Annotated in this window: 15 protein-coding genes; 9 read left to right on the top strand and 6 right to left on the bottom strand. The window is 62.0% G+C overall.

What is annotated here, in order from left to right; translation table 11 throughout:
• Position 1: 1 nt before the first annotated feature.
• The 5 genes from ACHPFG_RS06220 to rlmF all read left to right on the top strand — a co-directional run bounded on the left by ACHPFG_RS06220 (position 2) and on the right by rlmF (position 6,599).
• Positions 2-1,492, top strand: a complete 1,491-nt coding sequence (locus ACHPFG_RS06220) for a leucyl aminopeptidase (protein ID WP_131698298.1) — start codon at positions 2-4, stop codon at positions 1,490-1,492.
• 51 nt (positions 1,493-1,543) lie between these two features.
• Entirely contained in the window at positions 1,544-1,972 is a 429-nt protein-coding gene (locus tag ACHPFG_RS06215) for a DNA polymerase III subunit chi (RefSeq protein ID WP_431701851.1), read from the top strand.
• Between the two features lie 4 nt (positions 1,973-1,976).
• On the top strand, positions 1,977-2,372 hold the full coding sequence (locus ACHPFG_RS06210; protein ID WP_082340980.1) for a DNA polymerase III subunit chi: 396 nt from the start codon (positions 1,977-1,979) through the stop codon (positions 2,370-2,372).
• Between the two features lie 150 nt (positions 2,373-2,522).
• Complete coding sequence (locus tag ACHPFG_RS06205; RefSeq protein WP_131698301.1) at positions 2,523-5,369, top strand: valine--tRNA ligase; 2,847 nt, start codon at positions 2,523-2,525, stop codon at positions 5,367-5,369.
• 213 nt (positions 5,370-5,582) lie between these two features.
• A complete protein-coding gene (gene rlmF / locus ACHPFG_RS06200; protein ID WP_431701850.1) occupies positions 5,583-6,599 on the top strand; it encodes a 23S rRNA (adenine(1618)-N(6))-methyltransferase RlmF in 1,017 nt (338 codons plus the stop codon).
• 67 nt (positions 6,600-6,666) lie between these two features.
• On the opposite strand, the gene ACHPFG_RS06195 is transcribed toward rlmF, so the two are convergent.
• Positions 6,667-6,948, bottom strand: coding sequence for an HU family DNA-binding protein (locus ACHPFG_RS06195; RefSeq protein ID WP_003188840.1), 282 nt, complete (start codon positions 6,946-6,948; stop codon positions 6,667-6,669).
• Between the two features lie 395 nt (positions 6,949-7,343).
• Between ACHPFG_RS06195 and yejK the strand changes: the two genes are divergently transcribed.
• On the top strand, positions 7,344-8,348 hold the full coding sequence (gene yejK / locus ACHPFG_RS06190) for a nucleoid-associated protein YejK (RefSeq protein ID WP_131698303.1): 1,005 nt from the start codon (positions 7,344-7,346) through the stop codon (positions 8,346-8,348).
• Positions 8,348-8,698, top strand: coding sequence for a glutaredoxin family protein (locus tag ACHPFG_RS06185; protein ID WP_431701849.1), 351 nt, complete (start codon positions 8,348-8,350; stop codon positions 8,696-8,698). Before yejK ends, ACHPFG_RS06185 begins: the two co-directional genes overlap by 1 nt.
• On the opposite strand, the gene ACHPFG_RS06180 is transcribed toward ACHPFG_RS06185, so the two are convergent.
• Genes ACHPFG_RS06180 through ACHPFG_RS06160 form a run of 5 tightly spaced genes read right to left on the bottom strand, consistent with a single transcriptional unit; the run spans position 8,699 to position 12,461 of the window.
• The gene (locus tag ACHPFG_RS06180; RefSeq protein WP_431701848.1) at positions 8,699-9,676 is read right to left on the bottom strand and encodes a FecR family protein; all 978 of its coding nucleotides are present in this window, start codon (positions 9,674-9,676) and stop codon (positions 8,699-8,701) included.
• On the bottom strand, positions 9,673-10,248 hold the full coding sequence (locus ACHPFG_RS06175; protein ID WP_431703445.1) for an RNA polymerase sigma factor: 576 nt from the start codon (positions 10,246-10,248) through the stop codon (positions 9,673-9,675). The genes ACHPFG_RS06180 and ACHPFG_RS06175 overlap by 4 nt, the downstream gene beginning before the upstream one ends.
• A gap of 12 nt (positions 10,249-10,260) precedes the next feature.
• Positions 10,261-10,587 (bottom strand): DUF3325 domain-containing protein, encoded by a 327-nt coding sequence (locus ACHPFG_RS06170; RefSeq protein WP_131698307.1) that lies wholly within the window; start codon positions 10,585-10,587, stop codon positions 10,261-10,263.
• On the bottom strand, positions 10,588-12,162 hold the full coding sequence (locus ACHPFG_RS06165; RefSeq protein WP_431701847.1) for a PepSY-associated TM helix domain-containing protein: 1,575 nt from the start codon (positions 12,160-12,162) through the stop codon (positions 10,588-10,590). It abuts the gene before it with no gap.
• On the bottom strand, positions 12,159-12,461 hold the full coding sequence (locus ACHPFG_RS06160; RefSeq protein ID WP_431701846.1) for a DUF3649 domain-containing protein: 303 nt from the start codon (positions 12,459-12,461) through the stop codon (positions 12,159-12,161). Before ACHPFG_RS06160 ends, ACHPFG_RS06165 begins: the two co-directional genes overlap by 4 nt.
• 183 nt (positions 12,462-12,644) lie before the next feature.
• On the opposite strand from ACHPFG_RS06160, the gene ACHPFG_RS06155 reads away from it, so the two are divergent.
• The gene (locus tag ACHPFG_RS06155) at positions 12,645-13,133 is read left to right on the top strand and encodes a sigma-70 family RNA polymerase sigma factor (protein WP_431701845.1); all 489 of its coding nucleotides are present in this window, start codon (positions 12,645-12,647) and stop codon (positions 13,131-13,133) included.
• Positions 13,130-14,071 carry a FecR domain-containing protein gene (locus tag ACHPFG_RS06150; RefSeq protein WP_431701844.1) on the top strand — a complete coding sequence of 314 codons (942 nt, stop codon included), beginning with the start codon at positions 13,130-13,132 and terminating at the stop codon, positions 14,069-14,071. Before ACHPFG_RS06155 ends, ACHPFG_RS06150 begins: the two co-directional genes overlap by 4 nt.
• The last annotated feature ends 12 nt before the right edge of the window (positions 14,072-14,083 follow it).

Below are 14,083 nucleotides of genomic sequence, written 5' to 3'. Positions count from 1 at the left end.
AATGGAATTGGTTGTAAAAAGCGTTAGCCCCGAAACGTTGAAAACCGCCACCCTCGTGGTCGCCATCGGCGAAGGCCGCAAGCTCGGCGTGGCCGCCAAGCAACTCGACGAACTCAGCGGCGGCGCCATCAGCGCGGTCCTCAAACGCGGCGACCTGGCCGGTAAAGTCGGCCAGAGCCTGCTGCTGCAAAGCCTGCCTAACCTGAAAGCCGAACGCGTATTGCTGGTGGGCGTGGGCAAGGACGCTGAACTGGGCGACCGCCCGTTCCGCAAGATCATCAGCGGTATCCTCAACACCCTCAAGGGCCTGGGCGGCAGCGATGCAGCGCTGGCACTCGATGAAATCGTTGTAAAAGGCCGTGACAGCTACGGCAAGACTCGCCTGCTGGCCGAAACCCTGGTGGACGGCGGCTACCTCTTCGACCAGTTCAAGAGCCAGAAAGCCGAACCCCGCGCCCTGAAGAAAATCACCCTGCTGACCATCAAGGCCGCCCAGGCTGAAGTCGAGCGCGCCGTGACCCACGCCCAGGCCATCGCCAATGGCATGTCGTTCACCCGCGATTTGGGCAACCTGCCGCCGAACATTTGCCACCCAACCTACCTGGGCGAACAAGCCAAGGCATTGGGTAAAGAGTTCAAGGGCCTGAAAGTCGAAGTGCTGGACGAGAAGAAGATCAAGGAACTGGGCATGGGCTCGTTCTATGCCGTGGGCCAGGGCAGCGACCAGCCGCCACGCCTGATCGTGATGCAATACAACGGCGGCAAGAAGTCCGAGAAACCTTACGCCCTCGTCGGTAAAGGCATCACCTTCGACACCGGCGGCATCAGCCTCAAGCCGGGCCTGGGCATGGACGAGATGAAGTACGACATGGGCGGCGCCGCCAGCGTGTTCGGTACCCTGCGTGCCGTGCTGGAGCTGAAGCTGCCGATCAACCTGGTGTGCATCCTGGCCTGCGCCGAGAACATGCCGAGCGGCGGCGCTGCCCGTCCGGGCGACATCGTCACCACCCTCAGTGGCCAGACCGTGGAAATCCTCAACACCGACGCCGAAGGCCGCCTGGTGCTGTGCGATGCCCTGACCTACGCCGAGCGCTTCAAGCCGCAAGCCGTGATCGACATCGCCACCCTGACCGGCGCCTGCATCGTAGCCCTGGGTTCCCACACCTCGGGCCTGCTGGGCAACAACGACGAGCTGATCGAGCAGTTGCTCAGCGCCGGCAAGGCCGCCGACGACCGCGCCTGGCAACTGCCGCTGTTCGATGAGTACCAGGAACAGCTGGACAGCCCGTTCGCCGACATCGCCAACATCGGAGGCCCGAAAGCCGGCACCATCACCGCTGCGTGCTTCCTGTCGCGCTTTGCCAAGAACTTCAACTGGGCGCACCTGGACATCGCCGGCACTGCCTGGACCAGCGGCGGCAAGGACAAAGGCGCCACCGGCCGTCCGGTGCCACTGCTGACCCAATACCTGCTGGACCGCGCCAAAGCCTGACACTGAAGATGCCGGGGTGGTGATCTCGCCGCCCCGGCCTCAGGAACCGCAATGACCCAAGTCGACTTCTATATATTGCCCAGCGCCGATCCACTCGCGCGCCTGGACTTTGCCTGCAAACTCACCGAAAAAGCCTGGCGCATGGGCCACCGCATCTACCTGCATTGCAGCGATGCCGCCCAACGCGACGAGCTCGACGCCCGCCTGTGGCGCTTCAAGGGCGAAAGCTTCGTGCCCCACGGCCCCGCAGAATCCGAACCCGAAGGCCAGGTTGTCCTGGGTTTGGGCGACAGTTGCGGCGACCACCATGACCTGCTGGTCAACCTCGACCTGAAAGTACCGCCGTTTGCCAAGGCCTTCGCCCGTGTGGCGGAAGTGGTGGTGGAGGATCCGGCTATTCGTCAGGCCGCGCGGGAGAGTTTCCGTTTCTACCGCGAACAGGGCTATCCTTTGCAAGATCACCGGCTACAACGACTTTGAGTACATGATGGACACTCCCAACCCGACAAAAAAAGATGACCACCTGCTGGACGACCTCGAGTCGATCCGTCAGTTGCTGGGTGATGATGGCTTGCAACCGCCACTGCTGACCGAACAGGCCGATGGCGAGGTACAGATTCCGCTGTTGTTCGACATGGTCGGTAGCAAGCAGGCTGCACCGGAGCCGGTCGTCGAAGCCCCCGTCGTCGTGGACACTGCCCCTGCGCCCGCTGAAAAGGGCCCCGACGCCCTGCTGCTGCACCTGGACAACGAACTGCGTGCCGCTGCGCAATTGATCATGCAAGACGTGATCGACGACTTTGCCCCCCATATCGAAACCGAGATCAAGCGCCGGATGGATGCGCGGATGGAGCGGCTGCTCAGCCAGTACCAGTCTTAAACCGTCCATCAGATCCCCTGTGGGAGGGGGCTTGCCCCTCCCTCATTTGATTGCCTGCACCTTAAGCCCGCCTTCGCCTCGCCCTGCGCCCTATCCCCCGTTATACTTGCCGGCTTTCCTGAATAAATGCCAACTAGGGTCCCGCCGCGCATGGATAAGACCTACCAGCCGCACGCTATTGAAACTTCCTGGTACAACACCTGGGAGTCCGAGAACTATTTCGCTCCGCAAGGCGCGGGCGAGTCCTACACCATCATGATTCCGCCACCGAACGTCACTGGCAGCCTGCACATGGGCCATGGCTTCAACAACGCGATCATGGATGCCCTGATTCGCTTCCGCCGCATGCAGGGCCGCAACACCCTGTGGCAACCGGGTACCGACCACGCCGGTATCGCCACCCAGATGCTGGTGGAGCGCCAACTCGAAGCCACCGGCCAGAACCGTCACGACCTGGGTCGCGAGAAATTCCTGGAAAAGATCTGGGAATGGAAAGACCAGTCCGGCGGCAACATCAGCCGTCAGATCCGTCGCCTCGGTTCCTCCGTCGATTGGAGCCGCGAGCGCTTCACCATGGACGACGGCCTGTCGGAGTCGGTGAAAGAAGCCTTCGTGCGCCTGCATGAAGACGGCCTGATCTACCGCGGCAAGCGCCTGGTCAACTGGGACACCAAGTTGCACACGGCGATTTCCGACCTTGAAGTGGAAAACCACGACGAGAAAGGTTTCCTGTGGAACCTCAAGTACCCGCTGGCCGACGGCGCCAAGACCGCTGAAGGCAACGACTACCTGATCGTCGCGACCACCCGTCCGGAAACCATGCTCGGCGACGCCGCCGTAGCGGTTAACCCGAACGACGAGCGCTACCAGGCACTGATCGGCAAGTTCGTCGAGCTGCCGTTGGTAGGCCGCCGCATCCCGATCATTGCGGACGACTACTGCGACCCTGAATTCGGCACCGGCTGCGTGAAAATCACCCCGGCCCACGATTTCAACGACTACGAAGTCGGCAAGCGCCACAACCTGCCGCTGCTCAACATCTTCGACAAGAACGCCGCCGTATTGCCGGCCTGCCAGGTGTTCAACCTGGACGGTACGCTGAACGACAGCATCGACGGCAAGATCCCGGCCGAATACGCCGGCCTTGACCGTTTCGAAGCGCGTAAGCAGATCGTTGCTGCCTTCGACGCCGCCGGCCTGCTGGTCAGCGTTGACGACCACGGCCTGAAAGTGCCGAAGGGCGACCGTTCCGGCACCATCATCGAGCCGTGGCTGACCGACCAATGGTACGTGTCCACCAAGCCGCTGGCCGAGCCGGCAATCGCGGCGGTGGAAGACGGCCGTATCCAGTTCGTGCCTAAACAGTACGAAAACATGTACTTCTCGTGGATGCGTGACATCCAGGATTGGTGCATCAGCCGTCAGCTGTGGTGGGGCCATCGCATTCCGGCCTGGTACGACGAGTCGGGCAAGGTCTATGTCGGCCGCGACGAAGCCGAAGTACGCGCCAAGAACAATCTGGGTCCGGACGTCGCGCTGCAGCAGGACAACGACGTACTCGACACCTGGTTCAGCTCGGGCCTGTGGACGTTCTCCACCCTGGGTTGGCCGCAACAGACCGAGTTCCTGAAAAAATTCCACTCCACCGACGTGCTGGTCACCGGCTTCGACATCATTTTCTTCTGGGTTGCCCGGATGATCATGCTCACCATGCACTTGGTGAAGAATGAAGACGGCACCCCGCAGGTACCGTTCAAGACCGTGTACGTGCATGGCCTGGTGCGTGATGGCCAAGGCCAGAAGATGTCCAAGTCCAAGGGCAACGTCCTGGACCCGCTGGACATCATCGACGGCATCGACCTGGAAACCCTGGTGCAGAAACGCACCTCGGGCCTGATGCAGCCGAAACTGGCGAAGAAGATCGAGAAGCAGACCCGCGATGAATTCGCCGACGGCATTGCCAGCTATGGCACCGACGCGCTGCGCTTCACCTTCTGCTCGCTGGCGTCCACCGGTCGCGACATCAAGTTCGACATGGGCCGCGTCGAAGGCTATCGCAACTTCTGCAACAAGATCTGGAACGCCGCGCGCTACGTACTGGATAAAGGCGAAGACTGCGGCCAGAACGGCGAAGCCGTTGAACTGAGCCTGGCCGATCGCTGGATCATCTCGCAGCTGCAGCGCACCGAAGCCGAAGTGACCCGCCAACTCGACCAGTTCCGTTTCGACCTGGCCGCACAAGCCTTGTACGAGTTCATCTGGAACCAGTATTGCGACTGGTACCTGGAACTGTCCAAGCCCGTGCTGTGGGACGAAAACGCGCCGATCGAACGCCAGCGCGGTACCCGTCGCACCCTGGTGCGTGTGCTCGAAGTGGCATTGCGCCTGGCGCATCCGTTCATGCCGTTCATCACCGAAGAAATCTGGCAGCGCCTGGCGCCGCTGGCCGGTATCGAAGGCAAGACCATCATGCTGCAGCCTTGGCCGGTGGCCAATGAAGCACGCATCGATGAAGCCGCTGAAAGCGATATCGAATGGCTCAAGACCCTGATGCTCGGCACGCGCAACATCCGCGCCGAGATGAACATCGGGCCGGGCAAGCCTCTGGCGGTGTTCGTGAAGAACGCCAGCGCCGAAGACCAGCGTCGTCTCACCGAGAACGATGCGCTGCTCAAGAAGCTGGCGAAGCTGGAATCGATCACCGTATTGGCTGATGGCGCCGAAGCACCACTGTCGGCAACCGCATTGGTCGGCGACATGGAAGTGCTGGTGCCGATGGCCGGCTTGATCGACAAGGGCGCGGAACTGGCCCGTCTCGACAAGGAAATCCTGCGCCTGCAAGGTGAAGTGGCGCGGGTGGGCGGCAAGCTGTCCAACGCGGCATTCGTCGACAAGGCACCGGCTGAAGTGATCGACAAAGAACGCGCCAAGCTGGCCGAGGCCGAACAGGCCCTGGGCAAACTGGCCGAGCAACATGCGCGGATTTCCAGCCTGTAAGGGGCAATCCGTGTGAAAAAAGAGACCTTCGGGTCTCTTTTTTTGTGCTTGCGGCCAATGTGGGAGGGGGCTTGCTCCCGATAGCGGTGTATCAGTCCCAGCATTTTTGACTGCCACACCGCTATCGGGAGCAAGCCCCCTCCCACATTTGACCGAGGGCACCTCAAGAATGTGTGACAATGGCCGCCACTTTGAGCCAACACCAGAATCATCATGACCGCCCCCACTACGCCCAAACCTCCACGCAAGAAGCCTAAAACCGCAGCCACGGCCAAACCCGTCGCGCCGCGCAAAGAGGCTACCCTGCACCCACGCAACCGCCACACAGGCCGTTATGACTTCCAGGCGCTGATCAAGACCACGCCGGAACTGGCGCAATTCGTGATCATCAACCCCTATGGCAAAGAGAGCATCGACTTCGCCAGCCCGGACGCGGTGCGGGTGTTCAACCGGGCGCTGCTCAAGGCGTTCTATGGCATCCAGCATTGGGATATCCCGCAGGATTACCTGTGCCCGCCGGTACCGGGACGTGCCGACTATGTGCACTTCCTCGCCGACCTGCTGGCCAGCGTCAACGAAGGCAAGATCCCGCGCGGTTCAATCGTCAAGGTGCTGGACATCGGCATGGGCGCCAACTGCGTCTACCCGCTGATTGGCTATATGGAGTACCGCTGGAACTTCCTCGGCTCGGAGGTCGATCCTATCGCCGTGGCCGCCGCCAAGGCCATCGTGCAATCCAACGACCTGAGCAAGGTCATCCAGTTGCGCCAGCAGGAAAATCCCAAGCACATCCTGCTGGGCCTGCTGGAGCCGGGTGAGCGCTTTGACCTGACCATGTGCAACCCGCCTTTCCATGCGTCCATGGACGAAGCCACCAAAGGCAGCGAGCGCAAGTGGCGCGCCCTGGGCAGGGCCGATCCCAAGCGCAAATTGCCGGTGCTGAACTTCGGTGGTCAATCGGCCGAGTTGTGGTGTGAAGGCGGTGAAGCGCGCTTCGTGACGCAGTTGATCGCCGAGAGCGCGCACTTTGCCCACAAGGTGCTGTGGTTCAGCACCCTGGTATCAAAAGCGTCAAACCTGCCCGCGATCGAGACCGCCCTGAAAAAAGCCGGCGTGCTGGAAAGCCAGGTGGTGGAAATGTCCCAGGGCCAGAAGCAGAGCCGTTTCGTGGCCTGGACCTTCCAGACCAAGAACGAGCAGCAGATCTGGCGCCAGCGCTGGGTGCGATAGAGACAAATCGCAGGCAACAAAAAACCGTGCCCGGATCGCTCCGGAGCACGGTTTTTTTTGCTGCGTCTTACTTGTTAACAGCGTCGGTCAGGCCTTTGGCCACAACCAGCTTGATAACTTTCTTGGCAGCGATTTCGATGGCAGCGCCAGTCGAAGGGTTACGGCCAGTACGGGCAGGACGCTCAGTCACTTTCAGTTTGCCAACGCCTGGCAGAGTGATTTCGCCGCCGTTTTCCAGCTGATCAGCAACAACTTGGCTCAGTTGGTCCAGCAGAGCGCGCACGGTGGTTTTCGGTGCGTCTACTGCTTCAGCCAGGTCAGCGATCAGTTGGTCTTTAGTAATAGCCATTGTGGTGTTCCTTCCCTATCAAATTCATATGGATTGCAGAGTGCAGTGTCAGCCGTCGAGCCCGACCGTCATGGCCTGGCACCCCCGGCTATAACCACGGAGATCGGGGTTATAGATGCTTGAAACGGGGATTGGTTCGACCTGACAGATGCTGAATGCACGCTTATCGCCGAGACTTGGCGTAAGACGGGGCAAAACTAGCACAGAGACGGGGAAATATCCGCCTCTACCTACCCATTTGGTCAGCTTTATCGCTCTAAACCGTGAAAAAAAGGCATATGCCCCGTCGGAAGGCACCCAAAACACCTTCGAAGCACGTCTTGGCCAATGGGTGCGGTACACTGGGCGACTTTTCGGGGAGGCCAACCGCTCCCCTTCAACCAGCCGAGAAGCCCATGCCGATCCGTCATTGCATCGTCCACCTGATCGACAAAAAACCCGACGGCACACCCGCAGTTCTCCACGCCCGCGACTCCGAGCTTGCCGAGTCGGCCGCCATCGAGAACATGCTTGCCGACCTCAACGAGAGCTACAACGCCAAACAAGGCAAGGCCTGGGGTTTCTTCCATGCCGAGTCCGGCGCGCACCCGTTCAGCGGCTGGTTGAAGGACTATTTCGAGGGTGGCCAGGATTTCACCACGTTCAGCCGCACCGCCGTCGAGCACCTGCAGAAGCTGATGGAAGAGTCCAACCTCTCCACCGGCGGCCACGTGCTGTTTGCCCACTACCAGCAAGGCATGACCGACTACCTGGCCATCGCCCTGCTGCACCACAGCGAAGGCGTGGCGGTGACCGATGAGCTGGACGTGACCCCGTCCCGTCACCTGGACCTGGGCCAACTGCACCTGGCGGCGCGTATCAACGTGTCCGAGTGGCAGAACAACAAGCAGTCCAAGCAGTACATCTCGTTTATCAAAGGCAAGAACGGCAAGAAGGTCTCGGAGTACTTCCGCGACTTCATCGGCTGCCAGGAAGGCGTCGACGGCCCCGGCGAGACGCGCACCCTGCTCAAGGCCTTCAGCGACTTCGTCGAAAGCGAAGATTTGCCGGACGAATCCGCCCGCGAAAAAACCAAGACCCTGGTCGATTACGCCAGCAGCCAGGCCAAGCTCGGCGAACCCATGGGCCTTGAAGAATTGTCGGGGTTGATCGATGAAGATCGGCCTAAGGCGTTCTACGACCATATCCGCAACAAGGACTACGGCCTGTCGCCGGAAATCCCGGCCGATAAACGCACTCTCAACCAGTTCCGCCGCTTCACCGGCCGCGCCGAAGGCCTGTCCATCAGCTTTGAAGCACACCTGCTGGGCGACAAGATCGAGTACGACGAAGCCGCCGGTACCCTGATCATCAAGGGCCTGCCGACCCAACTGACCGACCAGCTCAAGCGCCGTAACTGATGCTCGGCGGGGTCCTCAAGAAAGTCCTGCTGGTGTTGCTGGTGGTGGTGGTTATCCAGAACTGGGGCAAGATCGAGCGGCTGTTCAACCCCTCCCAGGTGGTGCCGGAGCAGACGCGAGCCTCGGCGCGGGTAGTGCTCTACGCCACCGAGTGGTGTGGCTACTGCAAGCAGATCCGCCGCTTCCTCGACCAGAAGGGCATTCCGTACCAGGCCTTCGATATCGAGAAGGACGCCCAGGCGCGCAAGGCGTATGAGGCGCTGGGGGGTGGCGGGATTCCGTTTGTGGATGTGAATGGGACGTTGATTCGCGAATACAACCCTGACGCGATCATGGCCGCGCTGAAGTAATCAGCGCACCACGATCACCCGCCCCAACAAATTGTGCTGCTCGAACCCCAACACCGCTTGCAAGGCGTTGAGTACCGCCTGGGGGTCCTTGCTCGGGAAGCTGCCGCTGACGCGCCTGGCACCCATCGCTTCGTTGAGCAGCAGGATGCGGCCAGGGTAGTAACGCCCCAGGTCCTTGACCACCTCCGCCAGCGGCGCCTTGTAGTAGTTGAGCCAGCCATCCCGCCAGGCCAGGCGGGATTCGCTGTCGACCGCGTGCAGGGGATCGGCGCTGCCATCGGCGTAGGCCATTTGCTGGCCCGCCGTCAGAATGTGCTGCTGGCCCTGTTTCGACGCGGTCACGCCGACCCGCCCCGACAACACCGTCACCTCGGCCCCTGCCGGTTGCAGGCGCACTTCGAACTGCGTCCCCAGCACCCGCGCTTCGCCGCTGCCCGCCTCGACCACAAAGGACTCGCCGGTGTGGGTGACGTTGAAAAACCCTGCACCGCGACGCAATTGGATATGCCGCTCACCGTGGCTGAAGTCCACGGCAATTGCACTGTCCGCATCCAGCGTGACCTGGGACTGATCGGCCAGGGTGACGGTCTTCACTTCTCCCGGTGCGCTCACGTAATCGGCGCCGAAGTCATCGATCCAACGCGAAGGCTGCCAACCGGCACCCATGGACACCATCAACACCAGGCACGCCGCCACGGCCAAAGCGCCGGACCAGCGCACCACCCGTGAGCGCTTCGGTGTGTTCATCGCATTGAGGTAGCCCTGCAATGCCAGCGCGTCCTCATCCGCCAGTTGGCGTGCCGCCACTTCGCTCAACTCCCAGAGCACCTGGGCCTGGGCATACGCTTCGACGTGCGCAGGATCAGCCCTCAGCCAGCGGCTGAAAGTGGCCTGGTCGCCACTGCTGGGCTGGTCGTGCAACAGGCTTAGCCAGGCCAGCGCGGCTTGTTCCTGGTCAGGCGTGGGGGTCAGATTCACGGTGCTTTCCCTGGCGTGCGCGATGGCGATGGTTCGCGAAGGCTGGCTTTGCAGGCTTCAAGGGCACGCATCATATGTTTTTCCACGGCGCTTTGGGACAGGCCCATGGCCTTGGCGATTTGCGCGTACTTGCGCCCGTGAATGCGGTTGAGCAGGAAGATCTGCCGGGTGCGCTCCGGCAGGCTGCGCAAGGCGGCTTCGACATGCCGCAGGTCGTTGCCCGCCTCGAGCGCCGCCTGGGGTTCGGAACCCTGGTTATCCTGCTGCTCCGGCAGCCAGCCTTCACTGCTGCGTACCCGCGCGCCTTCGCTGCGCAGATGGTCGATGGCGATATTGCCGGCGCAACGCAGCAGGTAGGTGCTGAGTTCTTCGACCTGCACCAATGGCCGACGCCAAAAACGCAGGAACAGGTCCTGCACCAGGTCGGCCGCCGTGGCGCGGCACCCTACACGTCGGCTCACCAACGCTTCCATCTGCGAACGCTGGGACAAGAACACTTGCAGAAAATGCGCGCGCCCACCCGCCGCGTCAGCCTGCGGGCTGTCCTGGGAATCGGGTGGCGTGCTGGTCATCATGGCAGGGGCTCAGAAAACAGCGAAGGCCGCAACGGGACTGGCCAGCAGGCCGACGCCTGCCAGGATCAAGGCCAGCCTTGGCCGATACGGCAACAACAGCACCAACAACAGGGCGCTGAGCATCAACACCGCGCACCACTCCACCAGGCCCTGCCCCCAACCGGCACTAGCCACTGCGGGCCAGATCGCGACGGTCAGCAGCAGCCAACCGATGACGCGCAAAGCAAGCCGCCGCCGAGGCGATGGCTTGCTGTGCAGCAGTTCGCCGTGGTGGCGGTCGGTGGACAGGCATAAGGCGGTGAACCCGGCGTAGCACATCAGCAGCGCAAGGAGCATTCAGTTCGCCTCCTGCTTGAAGTGGAGCGCCCGCGTCCGCTCGGCCTTGGGCTGCGGGGCCTTGCGGTGTTGCATCTTCCAGGCCGCCCAGGCGAGGAACACGCCGCTGGCCAGGCAGGTCAGGTCGAAGCCGGCCATGGCCCAGTCGCCCGTTGCCAGTGACGTGCCCAGGTGCTGCGAGGTGGTCAGGGCATTGAGCAACGGGATTGCGACAAACAGCAGTGCTGCGAAGCTCAATTGCTCAACCCAACCTTGGCGGCCCCGGCGCAGGATCGCATGCAACAGGCTCAGGCCCCAGGCGATAAAGAAGGCCTGCACTTCCCAATCGGAGCGCTCGGCGAAGCTCACCGGCAATAAACGGTTGGCCCAGAAGAACGCTGCAATGGCGATCAACAACCCGGACATGCTGGCGATGTTCAGCACTTCCACCAGCCGCAGTTCAAACGGCATCACCGCGGATTTTGCATGCTTGAGTTGACGCTTGCCGAGCCAGATCACCAGCCCCGTACCGATCATCGCCGTGCCCGCCAGGCCGCAGATAAAGTACAACCAGCGCAGCACCGGGCCGGCGAAATGGCCCATGTGCAGGCCATAGAAGCTGCCGCCGATCGCCGCCGGCAGCGATTGTTCGCCACTGACCCGCAGCAGCTCGCCGGTGTTGCCGTTGAACGACACGGTACTGCCGAAATCATGCACCACGCGGTCGGAGCCGGCACGGAACACGTTGACCGAGGCGTTTACATCACTCGGGTTGTTCACCGCCAGCCGCCCGACATGTCCACCCGCCCACTGCGCCCTCGCCTGCTCGTACATCGGCACCAATGACAGCAATTGGCCTGGCTGGCCCAGCGCCGGTGCGTTGTTGGTGGCGGGGAACACGTCATTGAAGAAGGCCCGGGTGTCGTTGCCATAGGAGGCCATGATCGGCGCCGGCATCACCATGCTCATGAAAATCACCAGGCTGCTGTAGGTGATCATCAAGTGAAACGGCAGCACCAGCACACCCACCGCGTTATGCCCGTCGAGCCAGGAGCGCTGGCCCTTGCGGGGGCGGAAGGTGAAGAAGTCCTTGAAGATTTTCTTGTGGGTGATGATGCCGGTGATCAACGCCACGAACATCACCATCGCAGCAATGGTCGACAGCCAGCGGCCCCAGGGATACGGCATTTGCAGCTGGAAGTGGAAGCGGTAGAAGAAATCCCCGCCCATGCTTTCCCGGGCCTCTACGGCTTGCCCGCTCACGGGGTCGAGGGTTTTCTGCATGAAATTGCCGCGTTTGCCGGGGTCGACTTTGTCTTGCCACATCACTGACAGGCCAGGGTCGCGGCTATCCGGCAGGGTGATGAACCAGCGTGCGGCCGTGGGTGCGACTTTCTGCAGGTAGTCCTGGGCGACACTCAGACTGCGCGCGTCATCCAGGGGATGGGCCTGTACCTCGGGTTGCATCCAGTGAGTGATCTCATCCTTGAAATAGGCCAGGGTGCCCGTCAGGAAAATCGCAAACAGCAGCCAGCCAAAGATCAGCCCGGCCCAGGTGTGCAACCAGGCCATGGCCTGGCGAAAGCCCTCTTTCATGTGCGTGCCATCCACAAGCCCGCGCCCGCCAGGGTCGCCAACACCGCACTCGGCAGCATCACGCCACACCAGGCGCGCCATGCCGTACGACAGGCAAAGCACCACAGCACCGCCAACAGGTAGAACACAAACGAACTCATCATCCCGGTGATCACCGCATCGGCGCGGGAGGTCGGCATCCACAGCGCCAGGCAGATGCTGGCCAGGGACGCCATCAAGTATCCGCCGACCACAGCGGCGAGCACCCGCGATGTGACAGCGAGGCGGTAGGAGGAGCGCAGTGAGGTTTTGCTTTTCATGCGGGAGGCGCCAGGTTCATCAGCGCGCAATATTAATGATAAATATTCTCATAAGCAAAACAGAACGGATGAAACACCTGCCTTCACGCATTGCCGAACGGTTTCCGGCCCCCTACAATGCGAACAATTCTTGTTCTCTAAAGCATGCCGATGTTTGCCGGCCTGTAAAAAAGGGAGATCGCGTTGCAGCCGTCCAACACTGTCGAAGTGCTCTACAACGACCATCACCACTGGCTCACCGGCTGGTTGCGACGCAAGCTCGGCTGCCCGGAAAGCGCTGCGGACCTGGCGCAGGACACCTTCATCCGGGTCCTGACCGCACGGGAAGCGCCGACGCTGATCGAGCCCCGCGCCTTCCTCACCACGGTCGCCAAGCGTGTGCTGTTCAACTTCTACCGCCGCCAGGACCTGGAGCGCGCCTACCTCGACGCATTGGCGCAGATGCCTGAACAGGTAGCGCCATCGGAAGAAGAACGCGCGATCATCCTGCAAACCCTGGTCGAGCTGGACCAATTGCTTGATGGCTTGCCCACCCTGGTCAAACGCGCGTTCCTGCTGGCCCAACTCGACGGGCTGACGTATGCGCAGATCGGCGCCGAACTGGGCATCTCCATCGCCACCGTCAAACGCCACCTGCATAAAGCCGCCCTGCGCTGCTACTTCGCCCTATGAATGTCTCGACCCAGGTTGCCGAACAGGCCGTGCATTGGCTGATGGAAATGCAGCAAGGCGCGCTCACCCCACGCCAGCAAGCGGCTTGGCAGCAATGGCTGAATGCCCACAGCGAACACCAGCGCGCCTGGGACCATATCCAGCGTGTCAACCAACGCCTGCGCGGCATGCCCTCGCCCCTGGCCCACGCGGCGTTGAACGCACCTAAGTCCAGCAGCCGGCGCCAGGCGCTGAAGTTGTTGCTGATCCTCGGCGCCGGTTCGGCCGCCGCCTGGAGCCTGCGCCAGCAACATATCCTGCCGCCGCTGAGCGCCGACTACCGCAGCCCGGTCGGGCAACGGCGCAAGGTGCAATTGGCCGACGGCAGCCAGTTGCAGCTCAATACCGGCAGCGCCGTGGATGTGCATTTCGACGGCCGGCAACGGCTGATCCGCCTGCTCGAAGGCGAGATCCTGCTCACCGGCATTGCCGGCAACGCGCCGCTGCAGGTGCTGACCGGCCAGGGCCTGCTCAGCAGCCAGGCGGCGCGCCTGAATGTGCGCCAGTTCAACGACCACACTCAACTGGCGGTCTTCGACGGCCACGTCGACGTGATGCCCAACAGCTACAGCGGCCTGCCCCTGACGGTCGAAGCGGCGCGCCAGGTCAATTTCACCCGCAAGGGCTGGGACACCCCGCGCCCTACCGACGCCAACAGCGGCGCCTGGGCCGACGGCATGCTGGTGGCCGCGCATATGCGCCTGGAGGATTTCCTCGCCGAACTGGGCCGCTATCGCCGGGGCCAGGTCAATTGCGACCCGCAAGTCGCCAACCTGCTGCTGTCCGGCAGCTACCCGCTGGACGACAGCGAACGCATTCTCGACCTGCTGGAAGTCAGCCTGCCGGTAAAAGTGCGGCGTTTTACCCGCTATTGGGTGAGCGTCCAGGCACGCGCGTAAATTATTTTCAGC

Source organism: Pseudomonas sp. BR20, from assembly GCF_050780135.1.
In the GTDB taxonomy this organism is placed as follows: Bacteria; Pseudomonadota; Gammaproteobacteria; order Pseudomonadales; family Pseudomonadaceae; genus Aquipseudomonas.
The sequence above is the reverse complement of the archived record's forward strand: the minus strand, read 5'-3'. Positions and strand labels throughout refer to the sequence as shown.